The organism is Burkholderia sp. PR2 (genome assembly GCF_052372875.1).
GTDB lineage: Bacteria > Pseudomonadota > Gammaproteobacteria > Burkholderiales > Burkholderiaceae > Burkholderia > Burkholderia diffusa.
The window spans coordinates 1,417,486-1,432,806 of record NZ_JBQRWH010000001.1 but is presented as its reverse complement, the minus strand read 5'-3'; the positions used below and the strand labels follow the sequence as shown (position 1 = coordinate 1,432,806).

General features: G+C 66.8%; 15 protein-coding genes. 12 read left to right on the top strand and 3 right to left on the bottom strand.

The window, feature by feature from the left end:
- The first annotated feature begins 91 nt into the window (after positions 1-91).
- Both aspA and ACT2FV_RS06190 read left to right on the top strand, forming a co-directional pair.
- Positions 92-1,498, top strand: coding sequence for an aspartate ammonia-lyase (gene aspA, locus ACT2FV_RS06195; RefSeq protein WP_444503463.1), 1,407 nt, complete (start codon positions 92-94; stop codon positions 1,496-1,498).
- 113 nt (positions 1,499-1,611) lie between these two features.
- The gene (locus ACT2FV_RS06190; protein ID WP_151051474.1) at positions 1,612-3,117 is read left to right on the top strand and encodes an amino acid permease; all 1,506 of its coding nucleotides are present in this window, start codon (positions 1,612-1,614) and stop codon (positions 3,115-3,117) included.
- Positions 3,118-3,150: 33 nt separating this feature from the next.
- On the opposite strand, the gene ACT2FV_RS06185 is transcribed toward ACT2FV_RS06190, so the two are convergent.
- Both ACT2FV_RS06185 and ACT2FV_RS06180 read right to left on the bottom strand, forming a co-directional pair.
- A complete protein-coding gene (locus ACT2FV_RS06185; protein WP_444503462.1) occupies positions 3,151-3,840 on the bottom strand; it encodes an alpha/beta hydrolase in 690 nt (229 codons plus the stop codon).
- 218 nt (positions 3,841-4,058) lie between these two features.
- A complete protein-coding gene (locus ACT2FV_RS06180; protein WP_444503461.1) occupies positions 4,059-4,232 on the bottom strand; it encodes a hypothetical protein in 174 nt (57 codons plus the stop codon).
- Positions 4,233-4,328: 96 nt separating this feature from the next.
- Here ACT2FV_RS06180 and ACT2FV_RS06175 point away from each other — a divergent pair, with 96 nt between their 5' ends.
- From ACT2FV_RS06175 to ACT2FV_RS06150, 6 genes are all read left to right on the top strand, one after another.
- Entirely contained in the window at positions 4,329-6,722 is a 2,394-nt protein-coding gene (locus ACT2FV_RS06175) for an MCP four helix bundle domain-containing protein (protein ID WP_444503460.1), read from the top strand.
- 2 nt (positions 6,723-6,724) lie between these two features.
- A complete protein-coding gene (locus ACT2FV_RS06170; protein WP_444503459.1) occupies positions 6,725-7,465 on the top strand; it encodes a methyl-accepting chemotaxis protein in 741 nt (246 codons plus the stop codon).
- Complete coding sequence (locus tag ACT2FV_RS06165; RefSeq protein ID WP_444503458.1) at positions 7,462-8,046, top strand: hypothetical protein; 585 nt, start codon at positions 7,462-7,464, stop codon at positions 8,044-8,046. Before ACT2FV_RS06170 ends, ACT2FV_RS06165 begins: the two co-directional genes overlap by 4 nt.
- A gap of 22 nt (positions 8,047-8,068) precedes the next feature.
- A complete protein-coding gene (locus tag ACT2FV_RS06160) occupies positions 8,069-9,037 on the top strand; it encodes a chemotaxis protein CheX (protein WP_444503457.1) in 969 nt (322 codons plus the stop codon).
- Between the two features lie 41 nt (positions 9,038-9,078).
- Complete coding sequence (locus tag ACT2FV_RS06155) at positions 9,079-9,444, top strand: response regulator (RefSeq protein WP_059607780.1); 366 nt, start codon at positions 9,079-9,081, stop codon at positions 9,442-9,444.
- 232 nt (positions 9,445-9,676) lie between these two features.
- Positions 9,677-10,471 carry an enoyl-CoA hydratase gene (locus ACT2FV_RS06150; protein WP_444503456.1) on the top strand — a complete coding sequence of 265 codons (795 nt, stop codon included), beginning with the start codon at positions 9,677-9,679 and terminating at the stop codon, positions 10,469-10,471.
- A 168-nt stretch (positions 10,472-10,639) separates the two neighbouring features.
- Here the strand turns inward: ACT2FV_RS06150 and alr are convergent, their stop codons facing one another.
- A complete protein-coding gene (gene alr, locus ACT2FV_RS06145; protein WP_444503455.1) occupies positions 10,640-11,761 on the bottom strand; it encodes an alanine racemase in 1,122 nt (373 codons plus the stop codon).
- Between the two features lie 303 nt (positions 11,762-12,064).
- Between alr and ACT2FV_RS06140 the strand changes: the two genes are divergently transcribed.
- The 4 genes from ACT2FV_RS06140 to glnQ all read left to right on the top strand — a co-directional run bounded on the left by ACT2FV_RS06140 (position 12,065) and on the right by glnQ (position 15,311).
- Positions 12,065-12,436, top strand: a complete 372-nt coding sequence (locus tag ACT2FV_RS06140) for an MAPEG family protein (RefSeq protein ID WP_059607783.1) — start codon at positions 12,065-12,067, stop codon at positions 12,434-12,436.
- Positions 12,437-13,109: 673 nt separating this feature from the next.
- Positions 13,110-13,862: a glutamine ABC transporter substrate-binding protein GlnH gene (gene glnH, locus ACT2FV_RS06135; protein WP_444503454.1), complete on the top strand. Its 753-nt coding sequence runs from the start codon at positions 13,110-13,112 to the stop codon at positions 13,860-13,862.
- 67 nt (positions 13,863-13,929) lie between these two features.
- Complete coding sequence (gene glnP / locus ACT2FV_RS06130) at positions 13,930-14,586, top strand: glutamine ABC transporter permease GlnP (protein WP_059607785.1); 657 nt, start codon at positions 13,930-13,932, stop codon at positions 14,584-14,586.
- Positions 14,583-15,311 carry a glutamine ABC transporter ATP-binding protein GlnQ gene (gene glnQ / locus ACT2FV_RS06125; protein ID WP_059237091.1) on the top strand — a complete coding sequence of 243 codons (729 nt, stop codon included), beginning with the start codon at positions 14,583-14,585 and terminating at the stop codon, positions 15,309-15,311. Before glnP ends, glnQ begins: the two co-directional genes overlap by 4 nt.
- Positions 15,312-15,321 lie beyond the last annotated feature (10 nt).

The window sequence follows — 15,321 nt, the reverse complement described above, 5'->3', positions numbered from 1 at the left end:
TGCAAAGGCATAGAATGCGATCCCGTCGCACGGGGAAGCGGTGAACGCAGCCGGTTTCCTGCGACGGCAGAGACAATTCAGGAGGGGCACCATGACGGAAAACGGCTTCCGCGTCGAGGCAGATCTTTTAGGGAAACGAAGCATTCCGGATTCGGCGTATTACGGCGTCCATACGCTGCGCGCGAAGGAGAACTTCAATATTTCGGGGCGCACGATCGCGTCGCTGCCGTACCTCGTCATGGCGCTCGCGACGGTGAAGGAAGCCGCAGCCGATGCGAACTGCGAGCTCGGGCTGCTGCCGGACGCGTATCGTGACGCGATCGCCGCCGCCTGTGTCGAGATCCGCGAAGGCCGGCTGCACGATCAGTTCGTGGTCGACATCATCCAGGGTGGTGCCGGCACGTCGACCAACATGAACGCCAACGAGGTGATCTGCAACCGCGCGCTCGAAATCATGGGGCATGCACGCGGGCAGTACGAATACCTGCATCCCAACGAGCACGTCAATCTCGCTCAGAGCACGAACGACGTCTATCCGACCGCGATCCGGATCGCGACCTGCTTCGCGGTCGAGCATCTGCTCGACGCGATGGCGCACCTGCGCGATGCGTTCGCGGAGAAGGCCGACGCGTTCTCGGGCCTCCTGAAGCTCGGCCGCACGCAATTGCAGGACGCCGTGCCGATGACGCTCGGCCAGGAATTCTCGACCTACGCCGTGATGGTGACGGAAGACATCGCGCGCCTGCAGGAAGCCGGCTGGCTGATGCGCGAGATCAATCTCGGCGCGACTGCAATCGGCACCGGCATCACCGCGCATCCGCAGTACGCGGAGAAGGCGCTGGCCGCGTTGCGGCGCATCACCGGCCTGGACCTGAGCACCGCCCCGAACCTGATCGAGGCGACGCAGGACTGCGGCGCGTTCGTGCAGATCTCCGGCGTGCTGAAGCGGATCGCGGTCAAGCTGTCGAAGATCTGCAACGACCTGCGGCTGCTGTCGAGCGGCCCGCGCGCGGGGTTCGGCGAAATCAACCTGCCGCCGGTGCAGGCCGGCTCGTCGATCATGCCGGGCAAGGTGAACCCGGTGATTCCGGAGGTCGTGAACCAGGTCGCGTTCGAGGTGTTCGGCAATGACCTGACGGTGACTTTCGCGGCCGAGGCCGGACAGCTCCAGCTCAACGCGTTCGAGCCGGTGATCGCGAGCGCGCTGTTCGGCAGCTTCAGCCACCTGACGGCCGCGTGCACGACGCTCGCGGACCGCTGCGTGAGCGGCATCACCGCGAACCCCGAACGGCTGCGCGAAACGATGGAGCGCTCGGTCGCGCTCGCGACCGCGCTGAACCCGTACATCGGCTACAAGCGCGCGACTGCCGTGGCCGCCGAAGCACACGAGAGCGGCAAGTCGATCCGCGAGGTCGTGCTGGATCACCAGCTGATGACCGCCGCACAACTGGACGAAGCGTTGCAGCCCGAAGCGCTGATCCGCCCGCGCACGTACTGATTCCGGCCGTGCGGCGCCGGCGCAAGCCGCCGGCGGGCCGCGCGCGGCCGTTCCAGCAGCGTCCTGCCGACGGGCGCGACACATCAACACACATCAAGAAACGGAGACATACCATGAAGCAAGCCAGCGAGCGCCCGGTCGACCCGGCCGGCGGCGCCGATCCCCGTCATGCCGACCGCGATGCGATGTTCGCGTCCCACGAGTCCGGCTACGAGCAGAAGTTGAAGCCGCGACACGTGCAGATGATCGCGATGGGCGGTGCGATCGGCACCGGCCTCTTTCTCGGCGCGGGCGGCCGCCTGCAGAGCGCGGGGCCTGCGCTCGCGGTCGTGTATCTCGTGTGCGGCGTGTTCGCGTTCCTGATCATGCGCGCGCTCGGCGAGCTCGTGATGCACCGGCCGACCAGCGGTTCGTTCGTGTCGTACGCGCGGGAGTTCATGGGCGAGCGCGCGTCGTTCGTCGCGGGCTGGATGTACTACCTGAACTGGGCGACCACCGGCATCGTCGACATCACCGCGGTCGCGATCTACATGAAGTACTGGGCCGTGTTCACCGACGTGCCGCAATGGGTGTTCGCGCTCGGCGCCCTGGGGATCGTGTCGGTGATGAACATGATCGGCGTGAAGGTGTTCGGCGAGATGGAGTTCTGGTTCTCGATCGTCAAGGTCGGGACGCTCGCGCTGTTCCTCGCGATCGGCGCCGTGTTTCTCGCGAGCGGTCATCCGGTCGCCGGGCAGATGCCGGGGCTGCACCTGATCGCGGACCACGGCGGGATCTTTCCGCATGGCATCTTGCCGGCCGTGCTGATCGTGCAGGGCGTCGTGTTCGCGTATGCGAGCATCGAGCTCGTCGGCGTCGCGGCGGGCGAGACTGCCGATGCGCGCAAGGTGCTGCCGAAGGCGATCAATAGCGTGATGTGGCGCATCGCGCTGTTCTACGTCGGCTCGGTCGTGCTGCTGACGATGCTGCTGCCGTGGACCGCCTACAGCGCGCACGAAAGCCCGTTCGTCACGTTCTTCAGCAAGCTCGGCGTGCCGTACGTCGGCACGGTGATGAACGTCGTGGTGTTGACCGCCGCGCTGTCGAGCCTGAACTCCGGCCTCTATTCGACCGGACGCGTGCTGCGTTCGCTGGCAATGGGCGGCTCGGCGCCGCGCTTCGTGTCCCGGATGAACGCGCGCGGCGTGCCGTACGGCGGGATCCTCGTCACGGTCGCGGTCAATGCGATCGGCGTGCCGCTGAACTACATCGTGCCGGCGCAGGCGTTCGAGATCGTGCTGAACATGGCGTCGCTCGGGATCATCACGACCTGGGGCTTCATCGTGATGTGCCAGATCCTGTTCCGCCGCGCGGTCAATCGCGGCGAGCTGAGCCCCGTGTCGTTCCGGATGCCCGGCGCGCCGTTCACGTCGTGGCTCACGCTCGGGTTCCTGGTCAGCGTGCTGGTGCTGATGGCGTTCGATTACCCGGGCGGCACGTGGACCGTCGGGATGATCCCGCTCGTCGTGCTCGCGCTCGTGGTCGGCTGGAAGCTGGCGAAGCGCGGGGCCGCGCGGGAAGCGGCGGCTGAGAATGCCGCCGGCGCGCCGCTCGGCGTTGATCCGGCGAGCAACGTCTGACGATACGCACGGGCGGGTCGACCGCCCGTGCGCTCAGTTCAATCCGGTGCGTGCGCCGACCCAGCGGCCGAAGTCGCCGGCCATCTCCGCCGTGAGTTCGTGGCCGGCGTCGTAGAGGCGCGTATCGTGCGCGACGCCGAGCGCCGTCAGCTTCGCGTCGGCGGTTTCGGCCCACGCGACCGGCAGCTTGTCGTCGAAGCGGCCGTGCATCACCAGCGCGTGGAGCGCGCTCAACGCATCGCGCGATGCGATCAGCGGATCGATCTCCGGCAGGATGCGGCCGCACAGCACCGCGAACGCCGCGACGTCGGCCGGCGACGTGAGCGCGACGCTCGCGCTCATGATGCCGCCCTGGCTGAAGCCGGCGATCACGGTGGGCGGTGCGGCGTGTTCGTTGTCGGTGCCCCGGGCGCGCAACGCGCGCAGCAGCGCGATCAGCTGGACACGGCTCGCATCCGCGCGGGCCGCATCGATCTCGGGGCCGTTCGGGCCGAAGCGCACAGGAAACCACGCGTGCTGGCCGGGGCCGAACGTCAGCGGGCCGCGCACGAACGCGATTTCGATGCGCGGGTCGATCGTGCCGGACAGGTTCAGCAGGTTGGTTTCGTTCCCGCCGACGCCATGCAGTAGCAACAGGCGGCCCGCCGGGCGGCCGGCGGCCGTGCGCAGCAGGTACTGGAGGCCGGATTCGGAGTCGGTGGTCAGCGGCAGGACGTCGGTCATTGCAAGGGTCCGGTGGGGAAGTGATCCGATAGTCTAGAACGCGCGGGAGGGAAGGTGAATCGCCGGATGGCGATTGATTGTTTCCTGGCTGGAATGAATCGGCTGCCATTCACCCATGTCGACGCGGCGCGCGAATCCGGTCGCGCTGTAGAAGGTGCATAACCGATTCGATTCGCAGATAATGCGCAAACGTTTTACCGGTATTCAACCGGATTGAATTACGGATCGAAAATAAAAGAATGAATATCCGGATTCGATTTATCGAGGCCGCCAGGCAGGCCCGTCGGGCCGTCAAGGCCAGAGGTTAACGGCCGATTCGAGAAAAACTTTAGGATTTTCTCGTCGCAATTGACCATTGCGATTTCCTCAACGACCGATTGATTTTCAGTCATCGGACGGTCATACACCATCCCCGATAATTCGGCGCTCACATTCTTTCAATAGACAAAAGAGCGATTGAAGCCGGATCGCTGCGGGGAGCTGTACTCATGACCATTCGTCATCGCATTACGCTGCTAGTCGTCCTGACGTTTTTTGCGCTGTCCGCGATCGGCGTGTACGCCGTGTACCAGACACGCAAGAGCGCGTCCGAGGTGCGTCAGGTGACCCAGGGAATCGTGCCGAGCGCGCTCGCGTCGGCGGATCTCGTCGCCGACGTGAAGAACATCCAGATCGCAACGATGACGCTGGTGTATGCGCCCGACGCGAACACCGCCGCGCAGGCGGGCGACGAGCTGAAGGCGAAGCAGGCCGCGCTGCGCGCGGCGCTCGACGCGCAGGCGAAATCGGCGGTCGGGCAGGCGCAGCAAGGGCTCGTCGAGCAGGCCAAGGACAGCGCGGCGAACTACTTCGCGGCGATCGGCGACACCGTGAAGATGAAAGCCGACGGCAAGCCCGAGATGGCGCAGGCGTACCTGTTCGCGAACGTCGCGCAGTATCGCGACGAGCTCGAAAGCATCGTCGACACGCTGCGCGTCGAGAAGAACCGGCAGAAGGACGACGCGATCCGCGCGCTGAACGGCATGCTGTCGACGACGGCGACCGCGATCGCGGGCGTCGCGGGCACGGTGGTCGTGCTGCTGACCGCGCTCGGCTTCGTGCTGTATCGCCAGATCACGCGCCCGCTGATCGGGATGCAGACGGCGATGAGCGAGATCGCGACGAGCCAGGACTTCACGCGGCGCGTGCCGGTGGGCCGGATGGACGAGATTGGTCATTCGATCGTCGCGTTCAACGGGATGATCGAGAAGATCCAGGAGAACGCCGCGCAACTGAAGCAGAAGACGGCCGACATTCAGGCGATGCTGCAGAACATGCAGCAAGGGATCCTGACCGTCGTCGAAGGCGGCGTCGTGCATGCGGAGTATTCGGCTTACCTCGAGACCATCTTCGAGACGAGCGACATCGCCGGCCGCGACCTGATGGCGCTCGTGTTCGACGATTCGAGCATCGGCTCGGACGCGCGTTCGCAGGTCGACGCGGCCGTGCATGCGTGCCTCGGCGAGGACAGCATGAACTTCGCGTTCAATGAGCACCTGCTCGTCAACGAAGTCGCGAAGCGGATGCCGGACGGCCGCGAGAAATGGCTCGACCTGAGCTGGTCGGCGATCACCGACGAGACCGACACGGTCGTGCGGCTGATGCTGTGCGTGCGCGACGTGACCGAGATCCGCGAGCTGACCGCGCAGGCCGGCGAGCAGCAGCGCCGGCTCGAGATGATCGGCGAGATTTTGTCGATCAGCCAGGACAAGTTCCACGACTTCGTGCACAGCGCGAAGGGTTTCCTCAGCGAGAACGAGCGGATGATCCGCCAGCACGAACGCGCGGATCACTCGATCGTCGCCGCGCTGTTCCGCAACATGCACACGATCAAGGGCAATGCGCGCACGTACAGCCTGCAGCACCTGACCAACATCGTGCATGAGGCGGAGCAGGCGTACGAATCGCTGCGCCACGCGGACGGCGGCCCCGAGTGGAACCGCGATGCGCTGATGGACGATCTGGCCCGCGTGCGCGAGGCGGTCGAGCACTACGCGACGATCAACGCGGTCACGCTCGGCCGCCAGGGCGAAGCGGCGCAGCACGGCGGTGCCGACTACCTGATGGTCGAGCGCGCGCACATCAGCGAGAGCCTGCGCATGCTCGACGGCGCCGATCCCGCGAACGCAAGCGACTGGCGCGCGGCGCGCGATTCGGTGCGCCGCCTGCTGAGCCAGTTCGGCACGCAGGGCATCGGCGATGCGCTGGGCGGCGTGATCGAATCGCTGCCGTCGCTCGCAGCCGAACTCGGCAAGCCGGCGCCCGTCGTGCATATCGACAGCAACGGCCACCGCGTGCGCAGCGAGATCGGCGCGACGCTGAAGAACGTGTTCATGCATCTGCTGCGCAACGCGATCGACCACGGGATCGAAACGTCGGAAGAGCGGCGCGCGGCCGGCAAGGCGCCGGCCGGCAAGATCGACATCGCGGTCGATGTCGAGAATGACACGTTGCGTTTCGTGCTCGGGGACGACGGCCGCGGCCTCGCGCTCGACCGGATTCGCGGGATCGCGCGCGAGCGCGGCTGGATCGACGCCGGCGCCGAAGCCGCGCTGACCGATGAGGCGGTGGCGGAGCTGATCTTCCGTCCGGGGTTCTCGACCGCGCGTGCGGTGACCGAAGTGTCGGGGCGCGGCGTCGGGATGGACGCGGTGCGCAACTTCCTGAAGCGCGACGGCGGCGACATTGCGCTGCGCTTCACCGACGATCGCACAGGCTCGCCGTATCGCGCGTTCGAGACGATCGTGTCGCTGCCGGCGCGTTTCGCGGCGGACGGTGGTGCGGTGCAGGACGTGGGGCAGCCGGCCCGCGCCGGCATCGCGAAACTCGACGCAACGGAGTGATCGTGCAAGCGTGGATGATTCCGGTCGGCGCCGCGCTGGCGGGCGGCGTGGCCGCCGCTGTGATCGCCGCGATCGTGGGCCGCATTGCGCGCGCGCGGCTCGTTGCCGCGATGACGCGCGAAGCGGACGCATTGCGCGATGCGCTCGGCGCAGCCGACGCGCGTGCCGTTGAAGCACTTGCGGCGCATGCCGAGGCGGCCGACGCATGGGCACGCCGCGAGGCGGAGCTCGAGCAAACGCTGGCGCGCGAGGCGGCCGGCGCCGGCGAGCAGCGCGACGCGCTGCAGGCGCTCGCGGCCGAGCGCGCCGCGCTGTCGCAGCATGCGACGAAGCTCGCCGACGAAGCCGCGCGACTGCGCGGGCTGGCCGGCACGTTCGAGCGCTGGCACGAGCAGATGATCTCGCTGACCACGCAGAACCAGGACATGCGGGCGAAGAACCAGGAGCTGTCGTCGATCGTCGCGCACGTGTCGATCGTGTCGCTGAACGCGTCGATCGAGGCCGCGCGCGCTGGCGCGGCAGGGCGCGGCTTCTCGATCGTGGCGAGCGAGGTGCGCGGGCTCGCCGCGCGTTCGCAGCAACTGTCGAACAGCTATCGCGACAGCCTGAATCGCAACGATCTCGTGACGGCCGCGACGTTCCAGGACATCCAGGCCGGCGGCAAGATGATCACGGCCGCGCTCGCGACGCTCGAGACGCTGGCTGGGCAGTTGCACGCGCGGCTGGAAGGAGCGATGGCGTGATCAGTGCGCAGGCCCGGGCCGGCTTCGAGCGGATCTTCTTCGACGCGGCGCGCACGCGGCTCGCGTCCGGCGGTGCGTGCGAGATCCGGCCGGCCGCCGGCGATGCGCACGACGCGTCGCACGATTCGTCACGCGCGAGGTCGCGGGCGATGCCGAAGCTCGCCGAGCACGTCGCCGTACTGACGATCTCGGCGCTGCACTTCCGGCTGCTGCTCGCGCTGCGCTTTCGCGACGACGATCCGACGCGCCGCCATTTCGCCGCGGCAGCGTCGGGCGCGAGCACGCAGCGGCCGCTGACCGAAGCGTTCATGGAAGTCGCGAACCTGTGCTGCGGCGCGATCAACCAGGCGCTGACCGCACCGTTCCCCGATCTCGGGATGTCGACGCCTTACCTGCTGAGCGGCGCGAGCGTCGATTACCTGCCGGCGCTGAACCCCGATCACGTGGCTGCGTACGACGTGACGCTCGACGGCGACGTGCGGATCGGCGCGACGCTGTGCGTGTGCGCGAACGCGCCGGTCGATTTCGACGTGCCCGAAGCGGCGAGCGTGGACACGGGCGGCGAGCTCGAACTGTTTTGACCGATTCAGAGGATTTCGCGAGATGACCGTAGACCAACCCGTCAGCAAGGTGCTCGTGCTCGACGACAGCCGCGCGCATGCGGCGACGATCAAGCGCTTCTGCGACGAGCACAACCTGGTCGGCCTGACCGTGCGGCGCAACCGGCTGCTCAAGGTGCTGCGCTCGAACATCGATCTCGGCGCGATCCTGCTCGCCGAGGACTACGGCGGCTCGCCGGCCGAGAGCGCGATCATCGCGACGCAGATCGATGCGCTGCGGCCCGAGCTGCCGATCATCCTGCGCCGCATGTCGGATGCACCGGACGCGTCGCGCGACGGGCTGCCCGATGCGCTCGCGCGCGTCGCGTGCGCGGCCTACGCCGCCGACGACCTGACACCGCTCAAGCGCGCGATCGACGAATACCTGTTCGGACGCGACTACCCGAATGCGCTCGTGCGCGGCATCGCGGAGATCACGGAGGCGCGGCTCGACAGCCTGTTCCCGGGCATGACGATCGAGTGCGACAGGCCGTGCATCGTGCGCGACCAGATCATCTTCGGCGAGGTGTTCAGCCTGATCGCGCTGGAAAGCGCGTGGTGCCGCGGCTACATGCTGCTGCAGACGAGCGAGCAGCCGCTGCTCGACATGATCGGCGGCACCCGCGACGACGGCCGGGCACCCGATTTCCGCGACGTGAACAGCGTGCTCGGCGAGTTGACCAATCTCGTGTGGGGCGCGTTCAAGAACCGCTATCTCGGCGACGCGGAGGCGCTCGCGCGCCATCCGGTGCAGGTGCCGCTCGTCGTCAATCACAAGCAGAAGTTCATCTCGTTCGGCGGCGACTGTCCGCAACTCTGCTTCAAGTACCGGATGACCGATCCCGCCTCGGGGCGGTCGGTGCGGCTCGACCAGCGCTTCGTGTTCAGCCTGAGCTGGTCGCCGGAGGATTTCCGCGAATTGGTGCAGGACGTCGGGCCGATGGTCGAATCGGGCGAACTCGAACTGTTTTGAATATCGACTGTTGAAGTCGGCAACAACGAAAGGGAAAGATAATGGCAAAGATTCTGGTGGTCGACGATTCGGGCACGGTGCGCGACGAAGTCGCGGGTTTCCTGCGCAATCACGGGCTCGACGTCGCGACGGCGGTGGACGGCAAGGACGGGCTCGCGAAGCTCAAGGCGACGCCCGGCGTGCGCCTCGTGATCAGCGACGTGAACATGCCGAACATGGACGGCCTGACGATGGTCGAGAAGATCCGCGGCGAACTGGCGAACACGTCGGTCAACATCGTGATGCTGACGACCGAAAGCAGTCCGGCGATGAAGGAGCGGGGCAAGGCGGCCGGCGTGAAGGGCTGGATCGTGAAGCCGTTCAAGGGCGACGCGGTGCTCGACGCGCTGAAGAAGCTCGCGGGCTGAGCGCGCACGCGGGCGATGCGTCGCCGTCGAACGGCAATCAACGCGCAGCCGGCGCGGCCTTCGCTTCGCGGTGAGGCGGCGTGCAAGCCGGCTTCGCCGGCCGGCCGGTCGGCTCCGCTGGACGCCGCGCGCAATGTGGAGGACGATTCGTGATCATGTCGATCGCGAATCCGGGTGTGTGCCGCCCGTGCTACCGGTTCGCGCTCGATCGAACCCCGTCGAGCGGAGCATCATGGAATCCCGTCACGAAACACCCGAGCCGATCCTGTTGCGCGACGTGCGCGACGGCGTCGTCACGCTGCGGCTGAACCGGCCGCAACAGTTCAACGCGTTGTCGGAGGCGATGCTGGCAAGCCTGCAGGACGCGTTCGATTCGCTGGCTGCCGATCCGCACGTGCGTTGCGTCGTGCTCGCCGCGGCGGGCAAGGCGTTCTGCGCGGGCCACGACCTGCGGCAGATGCGCGCCAGGCCCGAACTCGATTACTACCGCGCGCTGTTCGCGCAATGCAGCCGCGTGATGCTCGCGATGCGCGCACTGCCGGTGCCGGTGATCGCACGCGTACAGGGCATCGCGACGGCCGCCGGCTGCCAGCTCGTCGCCGCGTGCGATCTCGCCGTCGCAGCCGACACCGCGCGCTTCGCGGTATCCGGAATCAACGTGGGGCTGTTCTGTTCGACGCCTGCCGTCGCATTGAGCCGCAACGTGTCGGCGAAGCGCGCGTTCGACATGCTCGTCACCGGGCGTTTCGTCGATGCGGCGACGGCTGCTGCCTGGGGGCTCGTCAACGAGGCCGTGCCCGAGGACGCGCTCGACGCGGCCGTCGCGCGCAAGGTCGCTGAGATCGTCAAGAAGAGTCCGGCGGCCGTGCGTTACGGCAAGCAGATGTTCTACCGGCAGCGCGAACTGCCGCTCGACGACGCGTACGCGTTTGCGGGCGACGTGATGGCGCGCAACATGATGGAAGAGGACGCCGGCGAGGGGATCGATGCGTTCCTGGAGAAGCGCGAGCCGGTGTGGCGTTCGTAGGCGCACGCCCCGGATGTGCATGTCGAGCGGCGCGCAAGAGCCGTAGCCAACGCGTTTTTTCCGGCTTGGGTTTCCGGTCCGCCGGAACGCAAACGGGCCGCCCGAGGCGGCCCGCAAGTGAAGCGGCATGCGCGGCGGCGCGCTAGTGCGCCGCGGCATCGGCGTCGATCAACGCCCGTGGCTGCCCGTGCGCAGCGCCGGCTGCACCGCCGACGCGCCGGGCGGCACGGTCACGACCGGCACACGCAGCGCGAGTGCGCACATCAGCTCGTAGCCGATCGTGCCGCTGGCTTCCGCGACGTCGTCGACCTTCACCTGATCGCCCCACAGCTCGACGCTCGAGCCGATGCCCGCGTTCGGGCACGGCGTCAGGTCGACGGTCAGCATGTCCATCGACACGCGACCGACGACGCGCGTCATTACGCCGTCCACCGCGATCGGCGTGCCGGTCGGCGCGTGGCGCGGATAGCCGTCCGCGTAGCCGCATGCGACGACGCCGATCCGCATCGGCTGGTCTGCCTTGAAGCGACGGCCGTAACCGACCGTTTCCTCCGGCGCGATCGTCTGCACACCGATGATCTTGCTCGTCAGCGTCATCGCGGCCATCAGCGGCGTGTCGGCGATGTGCCGCGCCGCGCCTGTCGGCGACGCGCCGTACAGGATCGTGCCCGGCCGCACCCAGTCGCGATGCGCGCGCGGATGCCAGAGCACGGCCGCCGAATTCGATGTCGAGCGCTCGCCCGGAATCCCTGCCGTGGCCGCATCGAACTGCTCGAGCTGCCAGTCGACTTCGCCTTCGTCGGCGTTCGCGAAATGCATCATCAGCGTGATCTTGCCGATCGACGGCGCGGCCGCCGCGCGTTCCCACGCGGCGCGGAATGCGTCGGGCCGGTAGCCGAGCCGGTTCATCCCGGAGTTCATCTTCAGCTGGATGTCGATTGGCTGCCGCGGCTTCGCGGCAATCAGCAGGTCGAGCTGCGCGTCGCAGTGCACGGCCACCGTCAGCCGGTGGCGATCGGCCAGTTCGACGTCGGCCGGCTCGAAGATCCCTTCGAGCAGCAGCACCGGCTTGTCCCAGCCGAGCTCCCGCACGCGCACGGCTTCGTCGAGATCGAGCAGCGCGATGCCGTCGGCGGCCGCGAGGCCCGGATAGATCCGCTCGATCCCGTGACCGTATGCGTTGGCCTTGACCACGGCCCACACGCGCGATTGCGCGGCGGTGCGGCGGATGAAGTCGAGGTTGTGGCGGATGGCGTCGGGACGGATATGGGCGACGATGGGACGGGGCATGGGCTGGCTCGGGTCGAAAGTCGTTCGGCGCGCGCGGCGGCGCGGCGCGGGTAAGCAGGCTGGCGCGGCAACACGCCGAGCCAGTGTTGAGCGCTATCTTATTGGTGTTCGACCAGTTTTAATTAACGTTTTTATCGGCGATTTGGTGGAAATTGTTGCGTCGGATCCTTGCCGCCACAGCGTTCGGCAGGCTGCCTTGCCGAGACTCCCGTCTAGAAAACCGGTGCGCGAACGGCCCGACGCAATGCTAAGCTCTGCGCGACCCTGTCATTGATCAATGTAATCATAAAGGAGGAGACTTTGATGACGACGTCCCAGATTTGCCTGTTCATCGTGGCGCTGTTGCCGTTCCCGATGACGTTCCTGGCCAAGGCCCGCAAAGGCTACGACAACCACGCGCCGCGCGAGTACCTGGCGAGGCTCGAAGGCTGGCGCGCGCGGGCGCAGGCCGCGCACCAGAATGCCTGGGAAGCGCTGGCGCTGTTTACGGCCGCATTGGTCGTCGCATGGCACAACGGCGCGAATGCGCATCACGTCGACCAGCTCGCGATGGGGTTCGTCGCGATTCGCGTCGTCTATGCGCTGATGTACCTGCTGAACTGGGCGTCGCTGCGCTCGCTCGTGTGGTTCGCGGGGATGGCCTGCGTCGTCGCGCTGTTCTTTGCCGCGCCGTGACGCGAGGATGAACGGGGGCGCCCGCGCGGGCCTGGCGCGCGGGCTCGCTTTGCACCGCCCGCGCCGCGCGCGTGACTGTCGTTGGATGCGGGCGCAACGATCTTCGCGAGCGGGAACGGCGGGTTAGCCGTCGCGGCGCCTGCGCGCGCTCGAGAAGGAGCCGGTGTCGCTCGCGGTGCACGCCGTTCGTTGAGCCTCGCCGGCGGTGGCCGGCATCACGATCGCCGCGGTGCCGGGGCGCATGGGGCCTTCCGGTCGCGCCGAATGACCGGGCGTGCGCCCGTCCGATCATGCGGCGGCGCACACCATCGTTGTCGTCGCGCGCGAGCCGGCACGGCGACACGTCCACCCGCCGCGGTGACCGCCGCGCCACACGTTCCCCGCTTCCACGCCATTGCACCCTCGCCGCGCGGCGCAATCCCGCAGCACATTCCCGCCGCAGCTGCCGCACGCCCGTCCGCGCACGCCTTTCCTCCGATCGATCCCGTCCGTCCGGCTCGGGTTTCTCTGAATGCATTTTTCTGTTGAGTATTTTTTTGTTGTCGTAGTATCCGTGTTGACAACACTTGTTGCACTACGGTTTAATTCAACATCGCATGTTGCGGTGCGGCTTGATGTCGTCGTTCCCCGGCCAGCCGGCCGGTCACATCGCTCAACCATGCGGAGAAAAGTCATGAGTCGCCGTTCCTTCCTGAAAGCCGTCGCGGTGGTTGCCGCGCTCGGCGCCAGCATCGCGCACGCGGATACCAAGACGCTCGTCGTCGGGACCGATACGTCGTTCATGCCGTTCGAGTTCAAGCAGGGCGACAAGTACGTCGGCTTCGATCTCGACTTGTGGGCGGAGATCGCAAAGGACCAAGGCTGGAAATACATGATCCAGCCGATGGATTTCGCCGGCCTGATCCCGGCGCTGCAGACCCAGAACATCGACGTCGCGCTGTCGGGGATGACCATCAAGGAAGAGCGGAAGAAGGCGATCGACTTCTCCGCGCCGTACTACGACAGCGGCCTGGCAGCGATGGTGCAGACCGACAACACGACGATCAAGTCGATCGACGACCTGAACGGCAAGGTGATCGCCGCGAAGACGGGCACCGCGACGATCGACTGGATCAAGGCGCACCTGAAGCCGAAGGAGATCCGCCAGTTCCCGAACATCGACCAGGCGTACCTCGCGCTCGAGGCCGGCCGCGTCGACGCGGCGATGCACGACACGCCGAACGTGCTGTTCTTCGTGAACAACGAGGGCAAGGGCAAGGTGAAGGTCGCGGGCCAGCCGGTCAGCGGCGACAAGTACGGGATCGGTTTCCCGAAGGGCAGCACGCTCGTGCCGAAGGTCAACGCGTCGCTCGTGAAGATCCGGGCCGACGGCCGCTACGCGCAGATCTACAAGAAGTGGTTCGGCGCCGAGCCGCCGAAGATGTGAGCGTGACGGCACAGCATGGCGCGGCGCGGGTGGCCGCGCCGGTCTTGAATCGGACGGGGAGCGACACGTGAATTTCGATTGGTCTGCGATCTGGGCGGCGTTGCCGGACCTGATGGACGGGGTCCGGTTGACGGTGTTCATCGCATTTTTCGGGCTGGTGGGCGGATTCGTCGTCGGGATGATCGCGGGCATGTTCCGCGCATACGGACCGAAGGCGATGAACGTGCTCGCACAGGTTTATATTGAACTGATCCGCGGCACGCCGATCGTCGTGCAGGTGATGTTCCTGTACTTCGCGTTGCCGCTGCTCGCGCATATCCGGATCGACGGCCTGACGGCCGCGATCATCGCGATCACGGTGAATTCGGGCGCGTATCTCGCGGAAGTGGTGCGCGGCGCGCTGCTGTCGATCCCGAAGGGGCTGACGGAAGCGGGGCTCGCGATGGGCCTGTCGATGCCGCGCGTGCTGCTGAAGGTGGTCGGGCCGCTCGCGTTCCGGCGCCTGATTCCGCCGCTCGGCAACCAGTGCATCGTGAGCCTCAAGGACACGTCGCTGTTCATCGTCATCGGCGTCGGCGAATTGACGCGCAAGGGGCAGGAAATCATTGCCGGCAATTTCCAGGCGGTCGAGATATGGACCGCGGTGGCTGTCATCTACCTGCTGCTGACCGGCGCGATGACGCTGACGCTTCGGCTCGTCGAAAAGAGGATGCGGATCTTATGAGCATGATCGAATTCCAGAACGTGTCGAAGAGCTTCGGCCATGTGCCGGTGCTGAAGCATATCGACCTGAAGATCGATGCGGGCGAGGTGGTCGTCGTGATCGGTCCGTCGGGCTCGGGCAAGTCGACGATGCTGCGCTGTATCAACGCGCTCGAGAAAATCACCGGCGGCGAGCTCCTGGTCGACGGCCAGAGCGTGCGCGGCAACGCGACGACGATCCGCAACATCCGGCTCGAAGCGGGCATGGTGTTCCAGCAGTTCAACCTGTTTCCGCAGATGACCGCGCTCGAGAACGTGATGTTCGGGCCGATCCAGGTGCGCGGCGCGTCGCGTGCCGATGCGCGCGACCAGGCGATGGCGCTGCTCGACAAGGTCGGCCTCGAATCGCGCGCGAATCATTACCCGTCGGAGCTGTCGGGTGGCCAGCAGCAGCGCGTCGCGATCGCACGCGCGCTCGCGATCCGGCCGCGGCTGATGCTGTTCGACGAGCCGACGTCGGCGCTCGATCCGGAATTGCGCCACGAAGTGCTGAAAGTGATGCAGGATCTCGCGACCGAAGGGATGACGATGATCGTCGTCACGCACGAGATCGGCTTCGCGAAGCGGGTCGGCACGCGGTTGCTGTTCATGGATCAGGGCGGCATCGCCGAGGACGGCCATCCGGTCGACCTGATCGACCGGCCGCCGACCCCGCGCCTGAAGGAATTCCTGAAACACGTATCCTGAACGAAACCGA

What these genes read in the sequence shown, in the direction of transcription:
- ACT2FV_RS06185 (WP_444503462.1), bottom strand. Translation starts at nt 3,840, where the DNA reads ATGACCGACGTCCTGCCGCTGACCACCGACTCCGAATCCGGCCTCCAG.
- alr (WP_444503455.1), bottom strand. Translation starts at nt 11,761, where the DNA reads ATGCCCCGTCCCATCGTCGCCCATATCCGTCCCGACGCCATCCGCCAC.
- glnQ (WP_059237091.1), top strand. Translation starts at nt 14,583, where the DNA reads ATGAGCATGATCGAATTCCAGAACGTGTCGAAGAGCTTCGGCCATGTG.
- ACT2FV_RS06190 (WP_151051474.1), top strand. Translation starts at nt 1,612, where the DNA reads ATGAAGCAAGCCAGCGAGCGCCCGGTCGACCCGGCCGGCGGCGCCGAT.
- ACT2FV_RS06150 (WP_444503456.1), top strand. Translation starts at nt 9,677, where the DNA reads ATGGAATCCCGTCACGAAACACCCGAGCCGATCCTGTTGCGCGACGTG.
- ACT2FV_RS06175 (WP_444503460.1), top strand. Translation starts at nt 4,329, where the DNA reads ATGACCATTCGTCATCGCATTACGCTGCTAGTCGTCCTGACGTTTTTT.
- ACT2FV_RS06155 (WP_059607780.1), top strand. Translation starts at nt 9,079, where the DNA reads ATGGCAAAGATTCTGGTGGTCGACGATTCGGGCACGGTGCGCGACGAA.
- ACT2FV_RS06160 (WP_444503457.1), top strand. Translation starts at nt 8,069, where the DNA reads ATGACCGTAGACCAACCCGTCAGCAAGGTGCTCGTGCTCGACGACAGC.
- ACT2FV_RS06180 (WP_444503461.1), bottom strand. Translation starts at nt 4,232, where the DNA reads ATGACTGAAAATCAATCGGTCGTTGAGGAAATCGCAATGGTCAATTGC.
- ACT2FV_RS06140 (WP_059607783.1), top strand. Translation starts at nt 12,065, where the DNA reads ATGACGACGTCCCAGATTTGCCTGTTCATCGTGGCGCTGTTGCCGTTC.
- glnH (WP_444503454.1), top strand. Translation starts at nt 13,110, where the DNA reads ATGAGTCGCCGTTCCTTCCTGAAAGCCGTCGCGGTGGTTGCCGCGCTC.
- aspA (WP_444503463.1), top strand. Translation starts at nt 92, where the DNA reads ATGACGGAAAACGGCTTCCGCGTCGAGGCAGATCTTTTAGGGAAACGA.